Genomic DNA, 20,125 nt, shown 5'->3' with positions numbered 1-20,125 from the left:
AACCCCCGGTATCAGGCCCCCATGACGCAGCAATTCACCATAATCCGCCTTGGTCATCAGGGCGATGGCATCGCCGAAGGCCCTGTCTATGCCCCGCGTACCCTTCCGGGTGAGGTGGTTAGCGGCACGGTGGACGGTCAGTTTTTGCAAGATATCCGGGTCAAAACGCCATCGGACCAGCGCATCAAGGCACCCTGTCGGCACTACAAGGCGTGTGGTGGGTGTCAGCTGCAACATGCCTCAGACGATTTTGTTGCAGGGTGGAAAGTGGATGTGGTGCGCAACGCGCTGGCCGCGCAGGGGCTCGATGCGCCGATGCGGCCCATTCACACCTCGCCCGAACACTCGCGCCGCCGGGCGACGATTGCCGTGCGGCGGACGAAAAAGGGCACTCTGGCCGGGTTTCATGGCCGTGCCTCGGATACGATCACCGAAATCCCTGACTGTCACCTGCTGGATCCTGTCCTGATCGCTGCGATTCCAGTGGCTGAGGCGCTGGCCCTGTTGGGCGGCAGCCGCAAGGGTGTGCTAGCTGTCACTCTGACCCTGTCCGAGGGAGGGCTGGACGTGGCCGTCAAAGGCGGCAAGCAATTGGACGGCCCACTGGAACTGGCCTTGGCGCAAGCGACCGAGAAACACGGCCTCGCCCGCCTCAGCTGGGACGGTGAAGTCATCGCCATGCGCCAGCCTCCGGTTCAACACTTCGGCAAGGCGGCTGTCGTACCGCCCCCGGGCGCGTTCCTGCAGGCAACGAAAGACGGCGAACAGGCTCTGTTACAGGCGGTTTCGCAGGCCACACAGGGGGCAAAGCGGATCGTTGATTTATTTGCGGGCAGCGGAACCTTCTCTCTGCCGCTGGCGGAAGCCGCCGAAGTGCATGCCGTCGAGGGCGAGGCCGCGATGACCGAGGCGCTGGATCAGGGCTGGCGGCGGGCGCAGGGCCTCAAGAAAGTCACGACCGAGGCGCGCGACCTATTCCGCCGCCCTTTGATGCCCGATGAGCTGAAATCCTATGACGCCGTGGTCATCGACCCGCCCCGCGCCGGGGCCGAGGCGCAAACGGCTGAGCTGGCGCAGGCCAAACGTCCGGTGATTGCCTATGTTTCGTGCAACCCGGTGACTTTTGCCCGCGACGCAAAGACGCTGGTTAACGCGGGATACACCCTTGAATGGGTACAGGTGGTTGACCAATTTCGATGGTCGTCCCACACCGAACTTGCCGCCCGGTTCACCCTGAACCCCTAACCGCACAGGAGACCATCCCAATGGGGATCACTCAGCGCCTGCTGACCATCATCGAAGCCCCATGGTTTGGGAAATTCATCACCGGGGTCATCTTGTTCAATGCGGTGCTTTTGGGGATGGAGACCTCACCCACGCTGATGGAGGCTGCGGGCCCCCTGATCGTAACTCTGGATAAGTTGTGTCTTGCGATCTTTGTGGCTGAGATCGCGATGAAGCTGGTCGCAACGGGCCGCAGGTTTTTTACAAGCGGCTGGAATATCTTCGATTTCATCATCGTGGGCATCGCTCTTGTCCCGAGTGCGGGTGCCTTGTCGGTGCTGCGGGCACTGCGAATTCTGCGGGTGTTGCGGGTAATATCCGTTGCGCCGCGCCTGCGCCGAGTGGTGGAAGGCTTCATCTCGGCGCTGCCGGGCATGGCCAGTGTGTTCCTACTGATGGCGATCCTGTTCTATATCGGGGCCGTGATCTCGACCAAACTGTTTTCCTACAGCTTTCCCGAGTGGTTCGGTGATCTGGGTCTGTCGGCCTACACGTTGTTCCAGATCATGACGCTGGAAAGCTGGTCGATGGGTATCGTCCGCCCGGTGATGGAGGTGTACCCCTATGCCTGGTTGTTCTTTGTGCCCTTCATCATGGTCACGACATTCGCCGTGGTGAACCTGCTGGTCGGTCTGATCGTGAATTCGATGCAGGATGCCCACCATGCCGAGGATGAGGTTAAAACCGACGCCTACCGCGATGAAGTTCTGGAGCGGCTGGAAAGCATCGAGCGCCGTTTAATTGAGCACTCGGACATCAAAAAGTGATTTCAGTTTTTGCCGATTCTGGCATAATCCTTGAAAAAAACAGAGCAGCAGGCAGTGAAACATGGATCGTCGAGCATTTGGAATGGGTGCTGTAGCAACGCTGGGCCTTTCGGCCTGCGCGTCGGCCAGCCCAAGGTTTCTGACCTATGACGGGCCCGAGGTCACCTCATTAGTGATCAACAAGGGTGCACGTAAACTTTATCTTCTTCATAACGAACATGTCCTGAAGGAATACAAGGTCGACCTTGGCTTTGCTCCGCGGGGCACCAAGACCCAGCGCGGTGACGGACGCACGCCGGAAGGCACGTATCTGATTGATCGCCGCAATCCCAACAGCCGTTATCACCTGTCGTTGGGTATTTCCTATCCCAACTCGCAGGATGTGGCTAAGGCCAAGGCGGCCGGTGTTGATCCGGGCGGAGACATCTTTATCCACGGCCAACCCAACAAGCGGGCCGAGCGTAAACGGGCAAAGAAAACAGAAGACTGGACGGCGGGTTGCATCGCGGTCACTAACGATGAGATCGAAGAGATCTATGCGATGGTGAACCGCGGCACGACTATCACGTTGCGCCCGTAGCCGGTTTCCATCCTCCGAACCCGAATTGCATATAGTCGCGCTGGTAGGCGTCCTCTGCCAGCGTTTCGAGTGTTTCGTCGTAAATCTCGGCCAATGTGAATGGCGCGTCATCGGGGGCTGTATCCGGCATGGGTGGGGCATCATGACCCATCTCTCGCACCAGATCAGGAAGCGCTTTGGTCATTTCATCTTCGCGTAAGATCAGATCGGGCAGAGCGAACGACGCCATCCCCTCAAGGACTTGTGCCTGACTGCACCAGACGCCATCCACTCGAACAGGGGTCTGCCCGGCGAGGTTTTGGCGCAGAAACACCAGAAACGCGCTGAACGCTTCATGGTGTTGATCCAGTGAATAGGTTTCAGCGCGCACCTGTCCCGGGATCGGGATTTTGAACCGGTTGCGCAGTATGTTGCGTATCTTCAGATAGGCGCCAGGTTCGGTACTGAGGATGTACCTGCAAAACACCGAATGTGCGCGGGCCAAAGGATGGCGCACAACGGTGAACTTACGATGCCCTTTGTTGGACTGAAGCCAGTGCCGGGTTTGCTTGCGGTTCTGGTTCGTCAACAGATTCTCGGGCGACACCCCGTCGAGTTTGGCCAACCACGCCTTAACCCGATCCTCGACACCTCCGCGAACTGGCAAATACATCACTCGCGTGTTCGGTGCTGCAACGTAATTGGCGACCGCCGGACCTCTTCGAGGTTCAAAATTGGGTGTGCGATGCAGATTGAAATAGTCCAGCCTGTGCAGGGATTGCTCGGTCTCGTCAGGGTTGGTGACTTTGGCCAGAGGCGGCTCGGGGTTTTGCGGCTTGAGCGTGTCGTCGATCCGGGACAAGCGACATTCCAAGCCTAACCACTTGGCCAGACCGTTCAGTGTTTCAAGACGATGCAGGTCATCATACGAGATGTAGAAGGCCGTTTGGCCGCTTGCCTGCAAATGGTGCAGCAAGAACAGCTGAAAATCCTGCTGCTGGTCCAGATAGTCCCTAAAGCTGTGAGGATCGAATTCAACCTGAGCTTCGCGCCGGCGTTTTACGTTCTTTAACTGCCATTGCTTGGTTTCCCGCGCTATCTGCAGGGAAATGAAACTGTCCAACGGATTACGCGTCAGGATGATCTTGGCGCAACGGGGATCGCTCAAAACAGGCTCTAACACGCGGGAATCATGCCCTTGGAAAAAACGAAACCCATTCATTTCGCCGGGTGCAATCCTGATTGCTTCCAGCAGGCGCGACGGGTCGGCATCCCGTTCGTCCAACGAAATGTCCAAAAGCGTGTCCGATTTAACGCGTCCGATGAAATGGGGATTGAACGCCTCGCCATGGCTTGTGACACCATCCAGCGCGTTCAGGTTCGCCTCGAGCAGGTTGGAGCCAGTGCGCATGGCGGCAAGGATGACAAAATAGTCGAAACGGGGCTGCATAAGTGGTCACTGCACCAGATAGGGTTTGTGATAGGGTTTTGTCCGTTTGCCGAACACATCATCAGCAGGAAAATCGCCCATCAGGTAAGGGTGCATTCCTTGGTTTTTTAGGTTCTGCAGAAACTGTCCAAAGCCGCTCAGGTCAACCATCGTCGGCGCGGTGGTCAGATGGGTTTGGGTCTGCATTCCAATTTCGTCTGCCACAGTTTGCAGGGGTTCCATGGGGGATTCGACGAATTCAGCCAGTGACCACGTTCGTACCCGCGCTTTGGTCCAGACCGAGTTCAGAACCTCGAGCTGCTTGGTTTCGATCTGCTGAAGGCGCGCGGCCTCAGCCCGGATATCCGAAAAACTCATATTTGACCGAAACAGAGATATGGCCCACGCCCCGGTCACGACCGAAATCTGAGCATTTTTGTCGCGCGCCAGAAACCAATTAAGCGACTGCGTGTCGCGAGGCCCGTATTGAAAACACTGCCGCTCGCCGCGCGTGTTCCAGATCAGATTAGACAGGAAGGCGGTTGGGTTATAATCCCGCAAAGTCGCGCAGTCGCTGAGTGCGCCATTCGAGATCGTCTCACCCCCCGAAAACTGGGCACGTTCCGGGGCAAAGAGATGGCCATGGACGCGTGCACCAGTCGTATCCGTCAGCCAGCTTTCAAAATCGTCGAACAGTTCCGTAAAGCCCTGAAACACTGAGTAGGGAAAACACGTCAGACCGTTCTCGCTGCCATGCCGGGGAAAGCGGCTTTGCATGTACAAGCCATCCCGCCCGCGCGTGCGACGCTCGACCGCTTTGGAAAACACTCGGTCGATCTTGCCGGGGTTCGGCTCAGCCGGAGTGACCGCGCTGCTCTGCTTGGTCAGAAAGGTCTGATACAAGCGGTCGGCATTGCACCAAATCTTGCGGGCAACAAAACAATCGGACCGCCGTAAAAGCTGTAAATGGTCGTCGTAGAATATATGCGGACGACCTTGGAAATCGAACTTGGACAAGGTCAGTGACCGGCTTTCGATATGTGTGGAATACAACCGGGCAAGTGTTTGGAAATAGCTTTCGTCCGGAATCCACACCCGCCGGAAATAGCGATCATACACCTTGCGTTTGGGGTCTTGCAGAATTGCGGACAGGGTCTGGCGTGTCAGACACCACCATTGGCTACCCATATGCGGAACCAGCCCCTCGGGTATGCTGCGACGCATTCCCAGTGCACGTTGCAATTTAACATAGGCATCAAACAGTTTGCGATGCCTGCGCCATGAAAACGGAAATCGCAGCGTAAAGCGTTCCTGATCCAGGCCACCAATTGTCCAGCTTACGTCTGCCGTGGTTGCGCTTTCGATGAAATCCACTCTGGGGCGTTGCGCCAGGTACTCGATCAGTTCAGGTACTGGTCGCAAAGGTAGGCAAGCGCCCGAGGACAGGTAAACATGGTGAACGTCTGGGAACGCGTCCAGCATCAGTTCGGCCCCTGCCTGCGACGCCTCAACAAGGCCCCAACTGCCCCACGGGCATTTGTGACGTCTGGAGAACCGGATAAGTGGATTGTCATCGCAAGAGGCCACAAAATCCGAAAAGACCTGATCTGACACGTTCTGATCCACGTGGATCACGACGGGACAGCCTGACGCCGTCCAATGCCGCGCAACCTGCTCGGCCCGGTGCAGAGCCGTGTGTACCAGCATGACGACGCCCAGATTGCTCATGCCCAGTTTCCTTTGGACATAAGGCCCAGAATCTCAAGCTGTCGCCAATTGATGTACTTCTCGGACCACGTGCACCAAAAGACGGGCTGCTCGTCCAGGCCTTGCGCATAAGCCTGATATTCCCCGGATTTGCGATAATGCTGGCGACGGCCCATTTCTTCGCGGGCTTTTTCGCCCAGCGTATTGATCAGTTTGGCGTGCAGCAGCGCGCCGCTGGTCTTTTCGCCGCCCCATTCGTCATAGACCTGGTTCAACCCTCGTGGCAGCAACGAATGAGTCGAGCTGACATAAGCATAGCGACGATCCCATTTAACCAGCGGGATTTTGTTAAGCGCTGGTGCCTTTGACGGGGTGTCGCGAAAGAATACCCGTGCCCGCGGCCCACCTTGTATCCACAGATTTCCGTATTCCGGGTTCCGGGTGATCATGTAATTGCCGGAATCGAACCAACGAGCGATTTCAAACGGATCCTGCCCTTCGGTGTAAACCTGTGCATCGACCGGGCCACGCGGGTACATATCCAGCAGCATCGTGCCAAAGCTGCGAACGGCGCATCCGTCCAGCCAATCTGTCAGTGCCCGCAGCGGCCGCGTGTCGCAAAACGGGTAGATAAAAAACTCATCCGGGTCCACGGTCAGAACCCAGTGCCCATGGGCATATTTGCGCAGAAGGTAGTTCGACCAATCTATCCCGAAGGTCGCGCGCCGATAGCTGGCGTTTGTATGCCAGACCGAAACATCCGGCTGCGCGGCCAGGAACTCGGCCGTACCATCGTCACTGTCATTGTCCACGAAAAGAAAATGGTTAACACCCAGCTTACGATAATATTCCAGAAAATAAGGAAGGCGGATTTTTTCATTCCGCACCACGCTCATCAGCAGGCTGTCGCGGCGTTTGATCTTACCTGTGTTGTTCGAGACGGTCGAAAGATCGCGTCGTTTTCGAACGCAGCGCAAAATACGGCGCTTGCGCCGCAGTCTCATTCGGTAAGAATCCAACAGGCTCACGTGACCGCCCAACCTTTTGATTTACGCGAGCATCCCCGGGGCCTGGATGTGCCAGAGTGGTGCCGGGTGATTGTCGAGTTATGCCATTTTTTCATGTATCAAAGCAATGCATTTACAAGTCGTTAGCCCCAGTGGCGGTTTCCCACTCAATTAGACCCATCAGTTTGGCTTGTTGCAACGTTTTCCAACCCGTGTAGCGTGCGGATTGAGAGGTCCAGAGAGTCGGCCGATCGGCTATCCCGTCATAGTAGTCACCAAATTGATCTGGATCGTGGAAATGCTGTCGGCGGGTTTTTTCGGACTGCGATTTTTCGACGATCTCGGGCAGGAATTTCGTATGCAGCAATACCCCTGATGGGGATTGGTTATTCGGCCCGGTGTAGGTGGCATTCAGGTCTCGGGGTAATGCGGAATGGCAAGAGTTTACAAAGGCATACCGCCGCGACCAACGTATTAGTGGAATCTTGTTCAGGGTTGGAGATCGGTCCGGCCTATCTGAAAAGAACATGCGCTCCCGCACACCGCCCTGCACCCAGAGATTACCTAAAGGCGATTGCCTTCGTGATCTGTAAGGCGCCGGATCGAACCAGCTCAGCAGGTCGGTTGGGTCGGTTTCAGAATTATAAGGTTCGGCACCCAGCGGACCTTTGGGGTACAGGTCCAGCATCAAAGCACCAAAAGCGCGTTGTCCCCTTGCGTCCAGCCATGCGGTCAGGTCGTGCAAGATCCGGGTGTCGTAGTCAGGATAGACAAGCAGTTCATCGGCATCCACCATCAAGGTCCAGTGCCCGTGACCATAGCGCATTTGCAACCATGTCAGCCAATCCAAGCCGAAGCGCGACGCACGATAGCTGGCCTGCGTTTGCCATAGCGAAACATCCGGTTGGTCGCGCAGCAGCTCGACCGAGCCATCATCGCTGCCATTGTCCACGATCAGAAAGTGGTCAACACCCAGCGCGCGATAATGGCGCAGGAACCAGGGCAGACGGGTGATCTCGTTGCGCAGAGTGGTAAAGGCCAAAATTGCGTCTTGTCCGATCCCAGCGGTCCGGTTTGCCAGGGCCGTTAGGTCGTGGCGACTGCGAAAGGATCGCCACAACAGCCGCCTCCGTTTCAGCCGCAACCGATACTTCTGCGTCCAACTGATGGGCGGAAGGTTATCGGGTGCGGGATCGGTCACCAAAAGCTCATTTCTCGTAATTGCCGTTTTGGTGCCACCGCCAGGCGTCGCCAATCATAGTCTCTAACGTGGATCTTTCCGGCGACCAGCCCAGTTCCTCCCCGGCCCGGACGGACCCTGAAACCAGTTTGGTGCAGTCTCCAGCCCGGCGTGGGCCGATTGAATAGGGCACCTCGCGGTTGGTGACGGCTTTGGAATGTCCGATCACCTCCATCACCGAAAAGCCCGAGCCGGTGCCCAGATTGAACACCCGGCTGCCCTTGCCCTGTTCCAGCCAATTCAGCCCCAGCACATGGGCATCCACCAGATCGCAAACATGCACGTAGTCGCGGATACATGTCCCGTCGGGCGTATCATAATCGGTGCCGAACACAGTCAGCCCGTCGCGCTTGCCGTCAATGGCATCCAGCATCAAAGGGATCAGGTGGGTCTCAGGGCGGTGGAATTCGCCCACTTGGCCCTCGGGGTCCGCACCCGCCACGTTGAAATAGCGGAAAATCACGTGGTTCAGTCCATGCGCGGCCTCGAAATCCCTCAGGATATCCTCGATCGCCCGTTTTGAGGCCCCATAGGCGTTCAGCGGCAATTGCGCGGTGTCTTCATCCAGCACCACATTGTCGTGCTCGCCGTAGGTCGCACAGGTCGATGAGAACACAAAGCTCCGGCAACCCGCGGCGACCGTGGCTTCGATCAGGGATAGCGAGCCGGTGACGTTGTTGGTCCAGTATTTACCAGGCTCGGACATCGCCTCACCCACCTGGCTGAGGGCGGCGAAATGCATCACGGCGGCGGGTTGGTACTTGGCAAAAACCTCATCCAGCCGGGCGCGGTCCAGCAGGTCGCCCTGTTCGAACGGGCCGAATTTCACCGCGTCCTGCCAGCCGGTGATCAGGTTGTCATAGGTCACAGGTGTATAGCCTGCCTGCGCCAGCGCCTTGCAGGCATGCGATCCAATATATCCGGCCCCGCCGGTGACAAGAATATGCGTCAATTCAGTATCCAGTTTTCGAAACCGGGCGTGTTTAGTTCCTGTTGGATAAACACGCCAGCGTCAGTTTTATTCAATCCAGGCCCATCTCGGCCATCATCTGTTCCAGCTTGGGCACGTCCTGTGGATTGTTCAGCTCCCAGAACTGGCGGCCTTTGGCCTCAACCTCGACGCACAGAACTTTGCGGCCGTTTTCCATGAAGCGCAGCTGTTCCAGCCCTTCCAACTGTTCCAGAGGGCCCGTGGGCCATGTGGGATAAGCCGCCAGCGCATCTGGGCGATAGGCATAGACGCCCACATGGTGAAACACCGGGGTGTCGTCAGTGGCCGCATAGGACTGTGCGGTATAGGGCACCACCTCTTTAGAGAAATAGAGCGCGCTATGATCTGCCGCGAAAACGGCAGTGGTGCCACCAACCCGGCCATGTTTACGGTCGTTCAGCAGGCTGTTGAGCGCACCGCCATCGCAGCGCAGCACTGGCGTGGCAACCCCGGCGTCGGGTGCGGCGCGCAGGCCCGCGATCAGGTCCTCGACAAACCAATGCGGCGTCAGGGGTGCGTCGCCCTGCAGATTGACCACAATGTCATAGCCCGCGCCCAGATTGGCATGGGTCTCGGCGCAACGTTCGGTGCCGTTCTGGCAAGTTTCCGAGGTCATCACGACCTCGGCCCCAAACGCCTCGGACGCGGCGCGGATACGGTCGTCATCGGTGGCAACAACCACCTTGTCGACGCCCGACACCGAACAGGCCGCGCGCCAGGACCGTTCGATCAGGGTCATGGCTTTGCCGCTAGCCCCGGTCAGCGGCACCAGCGGTTTGCCCGGATAGCGGGTCGAGGCGTAGCGGGCGGGAATAGCGATGAGAACAGACATCAGGCCTCCTTCAGCTCAACACCCGGAGCGTAGGCGATGAAGAACGGGTTTGCATAGCCGTCCTTGCCATAGGTCAGGGGGGAATGATCGTCGAACCGCACCACGTGTCCGCCCGCACCGGCCAGAACAGCGTGGCCTGCGGCGGTGTCCCATTCCATCGTACGGCCCACGCGGGGATAGAGGTCCGCTTCGCCTGTGGCGACCAGACAGAATTTCAGCGACGAGCCCGCGCTTTTACTGTCCTTGACCTGATATTTGTTGATGTAATCCTCGGTCGCCTGATCCCGGTGCGACTTCGACGCCACGATCATCAGCGCCGAATTGTCTGGTTTAGAGACTGATATCGATGTCACATCCCCCGCTTGTGCCTTGTCCAACGTGCCGGTTTCCTCGACCGATTGGCCATTCGGTTGGGTATAGAACATGCGCCCTTTAGCGGGTGCATAGACAACGCCGCGCGTCGGCACGCCATTCTCGACCAAAGCGATATTTACCGTAAAATCGCCGCGCCGGTTGATGAATTCCTTGGTCCCGTCCAGCGGGTCAACGATCAGGAACGTTTCGCCTTTCTCCGAATGCGAGGCGGCCTGTTCCTCGGTCACCAGCAGAATATCGGGAAACGCAGCGCGCAACCCGACCGAAATCAGAGCGTCTGCAGCCTCATCCGCTTCGGTCACGGGGCTGGCATCGGATTTGACTTTGACGTCGAAATCATCTGCCTCGTAAATCTCCATGATCTTGTCGCCAGCTTCCAAGGCGAGGCGTCGAATGACAGGGATGAGGGCGTCGTAGGTCACAACAATGCTCCGTTCCAGTGATTTGTTGATCGAAAATTCTGACGGCCTTATGATGCGCCGGTTACGGAACGGCAAGAAATTCGTGGCAAATTGCAGGCGATTCAGCGGGAAAGAGTGCGTACGTGTTTTATTTTGAGCGAAATAAATCGCTGGTGGGCGGTGCATTTACCACACTTGAGCTGATCTATCATGCGGTCGTGCGCAGCATCCGTTCGCAGCGGTCGAATGCTGTGCTGGCCGTAATTATGAACATTGTGCAAATTCTTGCGCTGGTCACGGTGTTCTATCTGATCATGACCTTGGTCGGTAAAATTACGGGTGTTGCAAAGATTCGCGGTAACCCGATCCTGTTTTTGTTGTCCGGGGTATTTCTGTTTCTGACCCATGTGAAGTCTGTCAGTGGTGTGTCTGGGGTTTCAACGGGCAACAATCCGATGATGTTGCATTCTCCGATGAACATGATGGTATCGCTTTTGGCAGCGGCCTTTGGGACATTATACACTCAGCTCGTTTCGATCCTGGTGATCCTGTTTGTATACCACGTCGCGATCGAACCGCTTGAGGTGCAAGATCCTGGTGGTGCGTTCTACATGCTGGTTTTGGCATGGTTCACGGGATGCGCTGTAGGCGTTGTGTTCATGGCGCTGAAGCCTTGGCTGCCAACTTTTGTGTCCATTTCCTCGACCGTGTACCGGCGTATGAACATGATTTTCTCGGGCAAGATGTTTGTAGCAAACAGTTTGGGAGGGTTTACTTTATTGATGTTCATCTGGAACCCGCTGTTTCACATTATTGATCAGTGCCGCGGGTTTGTGTTTCGCAACTACTTTCCGCGCAACACAAGTTGGGAGTACCCGCTGTGGGTCGGTCTTGTCTTGCTGTTGATCGGGCTGCTGGGCATTTTCTTTACACGCCAGCATATCTCGCAAAGCTGGGGTGCCCGCAGTTAACGTGCGACACGCAAGGTCAGATTGATCCGCCCCCCTTTGGGCAGCAACCGGGATGAACTGAACCTAATTCGGTCTATGCCATGATAGGCCAGACGCGCAGGTCCGCCCATGATTACGACATCACCCGAGTTCAGCCAGATCGACTCGGTCTTGCCGCCGCGGGTGGTATTGCCGATGCGAAACAGCGCGTCATCACCCAGTGAGACAGACAGAACGGGCCATGAAAAATCCGCCTCGTCCTTGTCCTGATGAAGCCCCATGCGCGTTCCTTCTCCGTAGTAGTTGATCAGGCAGCAATCGGGATCGCGTTCGGATGATGCGAGGTCCCGCCAGATATCAAGGATGGGGTCGGGGATAGCAGGCCATGACATGCCTTTAGGGTGCAAATCCTGATACCGATATCCCGCTTTATCTGATACCCATCCCAAAGATCCGGCGGATGTCATGCGGACTGACATTTCCTTGCCCGAAGCCGTAGTTGGTCGAAACAATGGTGCAGATTTCAGAATCGGCCGCAGCATATCGACCAGTTGCGCCTGAGCGTGCCCGTCCAGATAAGCTTTTCGTATATCGAAATCGCGCAAAAGCAGCCGTGCCATCCAAGATTCCCCAATCCTTGCCAAAACCTTGCAAAAAAGGCCACAGATTCCCGAAAACCTGCGATTTACACCGCTTGCAGGCTTTTGGTCTCGCCCTTATATACGCCGGGACGCGTGATGGTGTAGGGCCATTGCGCAATTGAGATCGAGGCAGGGATGCCATAACGGGTCCCGGCCTCGGGACATCGCCTTAAATAGAAAGGGATCGAACATATGAGTAAAGTAATCGGGATTGACCTGGGAACCACCAACTCGTGCGTGGCCATCATGGACGGCTCGCAGCCGAAGGTCATCGAAAACGCCGAAGGGGCGCGGACCACGCCCTCAATCGTCGCCTTCACCGAAGATGAGCGACTGGTCGGTCAGCCTGCAAAACGTCAGGCGGTCACCAACCCCGACAACACGATCTTTGGCGTCAAGCGTCTGATCGGTCGTCGTGTGGATGATGCCGAAGTCGAAAAAGATAAGAAAATGGTGCCGTATGCCATCGTGAATGGCGGTAACGGCGACGCGTGGGTCGAAGCCCGCGGTGAAAAGTACTCCCCAAGCCAGATCTCGGCCTTCACTCTGGGCAAGATGAAGGAAACCGCAGAAAGCTATCTGGGTGAGGAAGTTACGCAAGCGGTCATCACTGTTCCCGCCTATTTCAACGACGCTCAGCGTCAGGCCACCAAAGACGCCGGTAAAATCGCCGGTCTGGAAGTGTTGCGGATCATCAACGAACCGACAGCTGCTGCTCTGGCCTATGGTCTGGACAAAGAAGAAACCCAAACCATCGCGGTTTATGACCTTGGTGGCGGTACCTTCGACGTGACCATCCTGGAAATCGATGATGGTCTGTTCGAGGTCAAATCGACCAACGGCGACACCTTCCTGGGTGGTGAAGACTTTGACATGCGCATCGTCAACTACCTGGCTGATGAGTTCAAAAAGGAACACGGTGTCGACCTGTCGCAAGACAAGATGGCCCTGCAGCGTCTGAAAGAAGCCGCTGAGAAAGCCAAGATCGAGCTGTCCTCGACCTCGCAAACCGAAATCAACCAGCCATTCATCTCGATGGGCGCAAATGGCCAGCCGCTGCACATGGTTATGAAGCTGACCCGTGCCAAGCTGGAATCGCTGGTTGGCGACCTGATCAAGAAGTCGATGAAGCCCTGCGCGGCCGCTCTGAAAGACGCCGGTCTGTCGGCTGCTGACGTGGACGAAGTTGTTCTGGTCGGCGGTATGACCCGGATGCCGAAAGTGATCGAAGAGGTCACCAAGTTCTTCGGTAAAGAGCCTCACAAAGGCGTCAACCCGGACGAAGTCGTTGCCATGGGCGCCGCCATTCAGGCCGGTGTTCTGCAGGGTGACGTCAAAGATGTGGTTCTGTTGGACGTGACCCCGTTGTCGCTGGGCATCGAGACGCTGGGCGGCGTGTTCACCCGACTGATCGACCGCAACACGACCATCCCGACCAAAAAGTCTCAGGTCTTCTCGACGGCCGAAGACAACCAGAACGCCGTAACCATCCGCGTGTTCCAGGGTGAGCGTGAAATGGCTGCGGACAACAAGATCCTGGGTCAGTTCAACCTCGAAGATATCCCACCCGCACCGCGCGGCATGCCTCAGATCGAGGTGACCTTCGACATCGACGCCAACGGCATTGTCTCGGTTTCGGCCAAGGACAAAGGCACCGGCAAAGAACAGAAGATCACCATTCAAGCCTCGGGCGGTCTGTCCGACGACGATATCGAAAAGATGGTCAAGGACGCCGAAGAGAACGCGGAAGCCGACAAGGAACGCCGCGAGCTGGTCGATGCCAAGAACCAGGCGGAAAGCCTCATCCACTCGACTGAGAAGTCGATGGAAGAGCATGCCGACAAGGTCGACCCGACCACCATCGAAGCCATCGAACTGGCGATTGCCGCGTTGAAGGACGAGCTGGAAACTGAAAACGCCGACAAGATCAAGTCTGGCATTCAGAACGTCACCGAAGCCGCGATGAAGCTAGGCGAAGCCATCTACAAGGCGCAAGCTGAAGATGGCGAAGATGAACCGGCCGCAGCCGATGCCGCACCGGGCGATGATGACATTGTTGACGCCGAGTTCGAAGATCTGGACGACGACAAACGTAACTAACGGCTCACCGGGCCAATTCGGGCCGGTCCGTTCTCCGGGCCGGCCCATTTACGTTGAGGCAGAAGGACATACTGATGTCAAAACGCGACTACTACGATGTGCTCGGCGTAGCCAAGGGCGCATCGGCGGATGAGATCAAGAAGGGTTTTCGCAAGAAGGCCAAGGAATTGCATCCCGACCGCAACAAGGACAACCCGGACGCTGAGGCCCAGTTCAAAGAAGCGAACGAGGCTTATGACATCCTGAAGGACGCCGAGCGCAAGGCAGCCTATGACCGTTTCGGCCACGCGGCCTTTGAAAACGGCACCGGTGGCGGCCGTCCTGGCGGCGGCTTTGGTCAGGGCGATTTCTCGAGCGCGTTTTCCGACGTGTTCGACGATCTGTTCGGCGATTTCATGGGCGGCCAACGTGGCGGAGGCGGTGGACGTCGCGCGGCGCGCGGCTCGGACTTGCGCTATAACTTGCGCGTGACGCTGGAAGAGGCGTTCTCGGGTCTGCAAAAAACCATCAACGTGCCTGCCGCTGTGGCCTGCTCGGCCTGTGATGGCTCGGGTGCGGAAGGTGGTGTAGAACCCACGACCTGCCCCACTTGTTCGGGCATGGGTAAGGTCCGTGCGCAGCAGGGCTTTTTCACGGTGGAACGCACCTGTCCGACCTGTTCGGGTCTGGGTCAGATCATCAAGAACCCCTGTAAATCCTGTGGCGGTGCGGGTCGCGTGGAAAAAGAACGCGCCCTGTCGGTCAATATTCCGGCCGGTGTCGAAACCGGTACGCGCATTCGCCTAGCGGGCGAGGGTGAGGCTGGAATGCGGGGTGGCCCTCCGGGTGATCTGTACATTTTTGTCGAGGTTTCGGACCATAAACTGTTCGAACGCGACAGCGTGAATTTGTATTGCCGTGTGCCTGTCAGCATGGCCAAGGCAGCCCTGGGTGGGTCGATCGAAGTCCCCACCATCGATGGCGGGCGTGGTCGCGTTCAGATTCCAGCTGGCAGCCAGTCTGGCCGTCAGATGCGCCTGCGTGGTAAAGGTATGCCCGCGTTGCGCGGTGGTGGTGTAGGGGACATGTTCATTGAACTTGCGGTGGAAACGCCGGTGAACCTGACAAGCCGCCAGAAAGAGCTGTTGAAAGAGTTCGACGACTTAGGTGAAGACAACCACCCAGAGTCCAAAAGCTTTTTCTCATCCGTCAAATCTTTCTGGGATGGAATGAAGGGCTGAAAAGCAGGGTAGGGGGCTCTGCCCCCGCCGCCCGTTCCGGGCGACTCCCCCGAGATATTTATAGCCAGATGAAGCAGGGGATCCGAACTTTATCTGGCCACAAGTAGCTCGGAACGTGAGGCAGAGCCTCGCAGAATCCTCTTGATTATTTCTCGCGTGCCTGAAATGTTCCGCACCAACCGTTGGGGTGCCTCTTGTGAGGGGCTGAGAGGTGCTATTGCATCAACCCATCGAACCTGATCCGGGCAATACCGGCGGAGGGAACGGTCGCCAAATTATGGACGTTTTCTACGCCACGATTGCCCAAGATAATCTGGAGCAACGATATGGCGTCTATTGCCTTGACGATAGCAGGTTCGGACAGTGGAGGGGGGGCCGGCATTCAAGCCGACCTCAAGGCCATGTCTGCTCTTGGAGTGTATGGCGCCAGCGTGATCACGGCGATCACGGCGCAGAACACGCGGGCGGTGACGGCTGTTCACAGTATTCCGTTGGATGTGATTGCAGCACAAATTGAGGCCGTGCTTAGCGATCTGGATGTCGGGGCGATCAAGATCGGGATGCTAGCAACTCCAGAAATTATCCGAACCGTGGCTGACAGTATCACCGGGTTCGGCGGTCCGATTGTGCTCGACCCGGTCATGATCGCCAAATCGGGTGACTCCTTGCTGGCTGAGGACGCGGTGCAGACATTGCGTGATGTGTTGGTGCCGTGTGCTTCTGTACTGACGCCGAATTTGCCCGAGGCGTCATGTTTACTGGGCTTGTCGGACGCGGAGACTACAGAACAGATGATCGAACAGGGGCTTGGGCTATGCGACCTTGGGGCTCAGACCGTATTGATGAAGGGGGGACATGGAAAGGGTGACGTCTGCCACGATCTTTTGATGGATCGGACGGGCTTGATCGCTGAATTCTCGGCCCCCCGCCGTCAAACCAAAAATACGCATGGCACCGGGTGCACATTGTCTTCTACGGTTGCGGCGGGATTGGCGAAGGGGTTGTCAGTTCCCAACGCAGTCGCGCAGGCGCACGAATACCTGCAGGGTGCGATTGCACAAGCAGATCGTTTGTACATTGGGCATGGTCATGGGCCGGTGCATCATTTCCATCAGGTTTGGCCTGCGTGACGATCTGGTCGGTCATAGGTTCGGGCGTTGCTGGTTTGGCTGTGGCCAGTGAATTGGTCTCGCGCGGGGCACAAGTGCAGGTTTTTGACCCCGGTGGGCCACCCGGAGCGCATGGTTGTTCTTGGTGGGCCGGTGGGATGCTAGCCCCATGGTGCGAGTATGAAAATGCTGAAGAGCCAGTGATGCGTTTGGGGCAGACCGCGTTGGATTGGTGGACCGCGCGGACTCAGGTGCAACGGTGTGGGACGTTGGTTGTGGCCAATCCGCGCGACTTGCCTGATTTACGACGATTTGCGCGTAGGACTGAAGCATTCGTCGAAGTCGATCAATCTGAAATCTCTGAGTTAGAGCCTGATTTACATGATTTCCCCAAGGGTCTGCACTTTGCGCAAGAGGCACATCTTGATCCGCGTCAAGCGCTGCATGACCTGTATCGACAGTTGCAGGATCAGGGCGTTGTGTTCCATCGCAAGCTTGCGCCTTCGCGGTTGGAAAACGCGATTGACTGCCGGGGGCGGCACGCGCGCGAGGTCTTGCATGATCTGCGAGGTGTGAAGGGTGAGATGTTGGTGATCCGCTGCCCCGAGGTCACTTTGACCCGGCCGGTGCGGTTGCTGCATCCCCGGATGCCACTTTACATCGTTCCGCGTGGTGATGGCGTCTACATGCTGGGTGCGACGATGATCGAGAGCGAGGACAGCAGCCGCATCACCGCGCGGTCTATGCTGGAACTGCTCAGCGCGGCTTATGCGTTGAATCCGGCCTTCGGCGAGGCCGAGGTGCTGGAGATTGGCGTCGATCTACGTCCTGCCTTCCCCGACAACCTGCCGCGTATTCGGCGGTTGGGGCACATGATTTACGCCAACGGTCTTTATCGCCACGGCTATCTACTGGCCCCGGCGCTGGCGCAGGGTGTGGCCGATCTGGCGCTTGAAAATAAACATTCGGAGATGGTCGATGAAGATCGTGCTTAATGGCGAGACCCGAGAAATAAAGGCTCTGACGCTGGCGGAAATGTTGGTTGAATGCGGATTCTCGGGCCGGGTCGCAACGGCGGTGAACGAGGAATTCGTTCCTTCGAGCCTGCGCATTGCGCACGAACTGGTAGATGGCGACCGGGTCGAGGTCGTCGCACCGATGCAGGGGGGCTGAGGATGAAAACGTTTTACGGCACAGATTTGCCCAACCCCTTAATGCTGGGCACGGCGCAATATCCAAGCCCGGCCATTCTGGAGCAGGCGTTTCGGGAAAGCGAGGCCGGGGTGGCCACCGTGTCGCTGCGACGGGAATCTGGCGCGGGGCAAACATTTTGGCAGATGATCCGCGATCTGGGAGTGTTGGTCCTGCCGAACACCGCCGGGTGTCACACGGTCAAAGAGGCCGTGACCACCGCCCATATGGCGCGTGAGGTGTTTGATACCAAATGGATTAAGCTGGAACTGATCGGCCACACGGACAGCCTGCAACCGGATGTGTTCCAACTGGTCGAGGCTGCTCGCATTCTGACCGAGGATGGGTTTCAGGTTTTTCCCTACACAACTGACGATCTGATTGTGGGCGAACGCTTGCTGGCTGCAGGGTGTGAGGTGCTGATGCCTTGGGGCGCGCCGATTGGCTCGGGGCGCGGATTGAACAACGAATACGCGTTGCGGGCAATGCGCGCGGAATTCCCGGGTGTACCGCTGGTGATTGATGCGGGCATTGGCCTGCCCAGTCACGCCGCGCGCGCGATGGAGCTGGGTTATGACGCTGTTCTGCTGAACACGGCCGTCGCGCGTGCCGGTGATCCGCCGGCGATGGCACGGGCCATGATGCAGGCGACCCTTGCCGGGCAACTGGCCCATCAGGCCGACCCGATTGAGGCGCGCGATATGGCCGAAGCCTCGACCCCCGTGATCGGAAAGGCGTTTCTGTCATGAGCCTCGACCGGTTTTACCCGATCTTCGATCATTCTGACTGGCTGCGGCGGATGCTGCCCTTGGGCGTGAAACTGGTTCAATTGCGCGTCAAAGATCAGCCCGATGCGGTGGTGCGCGAACAGATTGCCCTATCGCGCGATCTGTGCCGTCAGCACGGGGCAGTGTTGGTGGTGAACGACTATTGGCAGGCCGCGATTGATCTGGGTTGTGACTGGATTCATCTGGGGCAGGAGGATCTGGACGATGCCGATCTGAAAGCTATCCGCAAGGCCGGTCTGAACCTGGGCGTGTCGACCCATGACGATGACGAGTTGGAACGCGTTCTGGCCATGGACCCGGATTATGTGGCGCTGGGGCCGGTTTATCCGACCATCCTGAAAAAGATGAAATGGCATCAGCAGGGCCTGCCACGTGTCACCGAATGGAAGGCGCGGGTGCGCGATATCCCTCTGGTCGGGATCGGCGGGATGAGTGTCGAACGCGCGCCGGGTGTTCTGCAGGCGGGGGCGGATATCGTCTCGGTCGTGACAGATATCACCCTGAACACTGACCCCGAAGCGCGCGTGCGCCAATGGATCGAGGTCACCCGATGAGCCGTTATGCCCGTCAAACCATCCTGCCTGAGGTAGGGGCAGAAGGGCAGGCGAGGTTGTCTGCGGCGCATGTGCTGGTTGTGGGGGCCGGAGGGTTAGCTGCGCCGGTTCTACCCTTGCTGGCTGGGGCTGGCGTCGGGCGGATCACGGTGATGGACGGGGATACAGTCGATCTGTCCAACCTGCACCGCCAGACTTTGTTTACGCAGGCGGATTGTGGTCGACCCAAGGCTGATGTGGCGGCTGAGCGCTGCCGGAGCTTGAATGAAGAGATTTACGTTGAGGCGCTGAAACAGGCTTTAACAAACGAAAATGCGCCCAATATGGTCGCGCAGGCTGATGTGATCCTGGATTGTGCGGATAGCTATGCGGCCAGCTATATTCTGTCGGACACGTGTCTTGCGCAGGGGAAACCGTTGATCAGCGCCTCGGTGCTGGGGTTATCGGGCTATGTTGGTGGGTTCTGCGGAGGGGCACCTTCGCTGCGCGCGGTGTTCCCTGACGCGCCCGATAGCGGAGCGAGCTGCGCAACCGCCGGTGTACTGGGTCCGGTCGTTGGGACAATAGGCGCGATGCAGGCGCAGATGGCGCTGAACCTGATCCTTGGGATCGCGCCCTCGCCCTTGGGGCAGATGGTTCAATACGACGCCCGTACCCTGCGTACCAGCACCTTCCGGTTCCACAACGCGCCCGAACCCAATAGCTGTTTTCGGTTCGTCTCGGCCAGCCAACTCAGCACGAATGACCAGATCGTCGAGCTGCGAAACAAGGTCGAGGCCGTAACCCCAGCGCACCCCAATGCGCGGCGGGTTTCGCCTGAAAACTTGCAGGAAATAGACCCTAAACAGGGTAAAAGACTGGCCTTGTGCTGCGCCACGGGTCTGCGTGCATGGCGCGCTGCTGAACAGATTCAACCGGATTGGCCGGGCGAGATTGTCCTCGTCGCGGCCTCGAGCTCGTAAGCGAAAAGGAAACGCGAG

20 protein-coding genes and 1 riboswitch are annotated in these 20,125 nt (G+C 57.7%); of the genes, 12 read left to right on the top strand and 8 right to left on the bottom strand.

The window, feature by feature from the left end:
* The first annotated feature begins 21 nt into the window (after positions 1 to 21).
* The 3 genes from GOW48_RS17680 to GOW48_RS17670 all read left to right on the top strand — a co-directional run bounded on the left by GOW48_RS17680 (position 22) and on the right by GOW48_RS17670 (position 2,631).
* On the top strand, positions 22 to 1,245 hold the full coding sequence (locus tag GOW48_RS17680) for a class I SAM-dependent RNA methyltransferase (RefSeq protein ID WP_170755490.1): 1,224 nt from the start codon (positions 22 to 24) through the stop codon (positions 1,243 to 1,245).
* Positions 1,246 to 1,265: 20 nt separating this feature from the next.
* Positions 1,266 to 2,051 carry an ion transporter gene (locus GOW48_RS17675; RefSeq protein WP_170355643.1) on the top strand — a complete coding sequence of 262 codons (786 nt, stop codon included), beginning with the start codon at positions 1,266 to 1,268 and terminating at the stop codon, positions 2,049 to 2,051.
* 61 nt (positions 2,052 to 2,112) lie between these two features.
* The gene (locus GOW48_RS17670) at positions 2,113 to 2,631 is read left to right on the top strand and encodes a L,D-transpeptidase family protein (RefSeq protein WP_170755489.1); all 519 of its coding nucleotides are present in this window, start codon (positions 2,113 to 2,115) and stop codon (positions 2,629 to 2,631) included.
* Here the strand turns inward: GOW48_RS17670 and GOW48_RS17665 are convergent.
* From GOW48_RS17665 to cysQ, 7 genes are all read right to left on the bottom strand, one after another.
* Entirely contained in the window at positions 2,615 to 4,060 is a 1,446-nt protein-coding gene (locus tag GOW48_RS17665; protein WP_170755488.1) for a nodulation protein NodH, read from the bottom strand. The two genes, GOW48_RS17670 and GOW48_RS17665, sit on opposite strands and share 17 nt — an antisense overlap.
* Before the next feature lie 6 nt (positions 4,061 to 4,066).
* Positions 4,067 to 5,767 carry a DUF5927 domain-containing protein gene (locus tag GOW48_RS17660; protein WP_170755487.1) on the bottom strand — a complete coding sequence of 567 codons (1,701 nt, stop codon included), beginning with the start codon at positions 5,765 to 5,767 and terminating at the stop codon, positions 4,067 to 4,069.
* Positions 5,764 to 6,750 (bottom strand): glycosyltransferase family 2 protein, encoded by a 987-nt coding sequence (locus GOW48_RS17655; RefSeq protein ID WP_170755486.1) that lies wholly within the window; start codon positions 6,748 to 6,750, stop codon positions 5,764 to 5,766. Before GOW48_RS17655 ends, GOW48_RS17660 begins: the two co-directional genes overlap by 4 nt.
* Before the next feature lie 136 nt (positions 6,751 to 6,886).
* On the bottom strand, positions 6,887 to 7,954 hold the full coding sequence (locus GOW48_RS17650) for a glycosyltransferase family 2 protein (protein ID WP_170755485.1): 1,068 nt from the start codon (positions 7,952 to 7,954) through the stop codon (positions 6,887 to 6,889).
* A 7-nt stretch (positions 7,955 to 7,961) separates the two neighbouring features.
* Complete coding sequence (galE, locus tag GOW48_RS17645) at positions 7,962 to 8,945, bottom strand: UDP-glucose 4-epimerase GalE (RefSeq protein WP_170755484.1); 984 nt, start codon at positions 8,943 to 8,945, stop codon at positions 7,962 to 7,964.
* Positions 8,946 to 9,015: 70 nt separating this feature from the next.
* The gene (locus GOW48_RS17640) at positions 9,016 to 9,816 is read right to left on the bottom strand and encodes a 3-deoxy-manno-octulosonate cytidylyltransferase (RefSeq protein ID WP_170755483.1); all 801 of its coding nucleotides are present in this window, start codon (positions 9,814 to 9,816) and stop codon (positions 9,016 to 9,018) included.
* The gene (gene cysQ, locus GOW48_RS17635) at positions 9,816 to 10,613 is read right to left on the bottom strand and encodes a 3'(2'),5'-bisphosphate nucleotidase CysQ (RefSeq protein ID WP_170755482.1); all 798 of its coding nucleotides are present in this window, start codon (positions 10,611 to 10,613) and stop codon (positions 9,816 to 9,818) included. The genes GOW48_RS17640 and cysQ overlap by 1 nt, the downstream gene beginning before the upstream one ends.
* Positions 10,614 to 10,735: 122 nt before the next feature.
* Between cysQ and GOW48_RS17630 the strand changes: the two genes are divergently transcribed.
* Positions 10,736 to 11,563, top strand: coding sequence for an ABC transporter permease (locus GOW48_RS17630; protein WP_170755481.1), 828 nt, complete (start codon positions 10,736 to 10,738; stop codon positions 11,561 to 11,563).
* Here GOW48_RS17630 and GOW48_RS17625 read toward each other — a convergent pair.
* Positions 11,560 to 12,162, bottom strand: a complete 603-nt coding sequence (locus GOW48_RS17625; protein ID WP_170755480.1) for an alpha-ketoglutarate-dependent dioxygenase AlkB family protein — start codon at positions 12,160 to 12,162, stop codon at positions 11,560 to 11,562. The two genes, GOW48_RS17630 and GOW48_RS17625, sit on opposite strands and share 4 nt — an antisense overlap.
* Before the next feature lie 213 nt (positions 12,163 to 12,375).
* On the opposite strand from GOW48_RS17625, the gene dnaK reads away from it, so the two are divergent.
* The 8 genes from dnaK (at position 12,376) to GOW48_RS17585 (ending at position 20,107) form a co-directional block, all read left to right on the top strand.
* Positions 12,376 to 14,283, top strand: coding sequence for a molecular chaperone DnaK (gene dnaK, locus GOW48_RS17620; RefSeq protein WP_170755479.1), 1,908 nt, complete (start codon positions 12,376 to 12,378; stop codon positions 14,281 to 14,283).
* A 74-nt stretch (positions 14,284 to 14,357) separates the two neighbouring features.
* Positions 14,358 to 15,503: a molecular chaperone DnaJ gene (gene dnaJ, locus GOW48_RS17615; RefSeq protein WP_170355653.1), complete on the top strand. Its 1,146-nt coding sequence runs from the start codon at positions 14,358 to 14,360 to the stop codon at positions 15,501 to 15,503.
* Positions 15,504 to 15,676: 173 nt separating this feature from the next.
* Positions 15,677 to 15,783: riboswitch (TPP riboswitch) on the top strand.
* A gap of 46 nt (positions 15,784 to 15,829) precedes the next feature.
* Positions 15,830 to 16,633, top strand: a complete 804-nt coding sequence (thiD, locus tag GOW48_RS17610) for a bifunctional hydroxymethylpyrimidine kinase/phosphomethylpyrimidine kinase (RefSeq protein WP_170755478.1) — start codon at positions 15,830 to 15,832, stop codon at positions 16,631 to 16,633.
* Positions 16,630 to 17,607, top strand: a complete 978-nt coding sequence (locus tag GOW48_RS17605; RefSeq protein WP_170755477.1) for an FAD-dependent oxidoreductase — start codon at positions 16,630 to 16,632, stop codon at positions 17,605 to 17,607. The genes thiD and GOW48_RS17605 overlap by 4 nt, the downstream gene beginning before the upstream one ends.
* Complete coding sequence (gene thiS, locus GOW48_RS17600) at positions 17,591 to 17,785, top strand: sulfur carrier protein ThiS (RefSeq protein ID WP_170755476.1); 195 nt, start codon at positions 17,591 to 17,593, stop codon at positions 17,783 to 17,785. Before GOW48_RS17605 ends, thiS begins: the two co-directional genes overlap by 17 nt.
* A gap of 2 nt (positions 17,786 to 17,787) precedes the next feature.
* Entirely contained in the window at positions 17,788 to 18,552 is a 765-nt protein-coding gene (locus GOW48_RS17595; RefSeq protein WP_170755475.1) for a thiazole synthase, read from the top strand.
* Complete coding sequence (locus GOW48_RS17590) at positions 18,549 to 19,145, top strand: thiamine phosphate synthase (RefSeq protein WP_170755474.1); 597 nt, start codon at positions 18,549 to 18,551, stop codon at positions 19,143 to 19,145. Before GOW48_RS17595 ends, GOW48_RS17590 begins: the two co-directional genes overlap by 4 nt.
* Positions 19,142 to 20,107 (top strand): HesA/MoeB/ThiF family protein, encoded by a 966-nt coding sequence (locus GOW48_RS17585; RefSeq protein WP_170755473.1) that lies wholly within the window; start codon positions 19,142 to 19,144, stop codon positions 20,105 to 20,107. Before GOW48_RS17590 ends, GOW48_RS17585 begins: the two co-directional genes overlap by 4 nt.
* Positions 20,108 to 20,125: the final 18 nt, after the last annotated feature.

This window comes from Ruegeria lacuscaerulensis, from assembly GCF_013033355.1.
In the GTDB taxonomy this organism is placed as follows: domain Bacteria; phylum Pseudomonadota; class Alphaproteobacteria; order Rhodobacterales; family Rhodobacteraceae; genus Ruegeria; species Ruegeria lacuscaerulensis_A.
The sequence above is the reverse complement of the archived record's forward strand: the minus strand, read 5'-3'. Positions and strand labels throughout refer to the sequence as shown.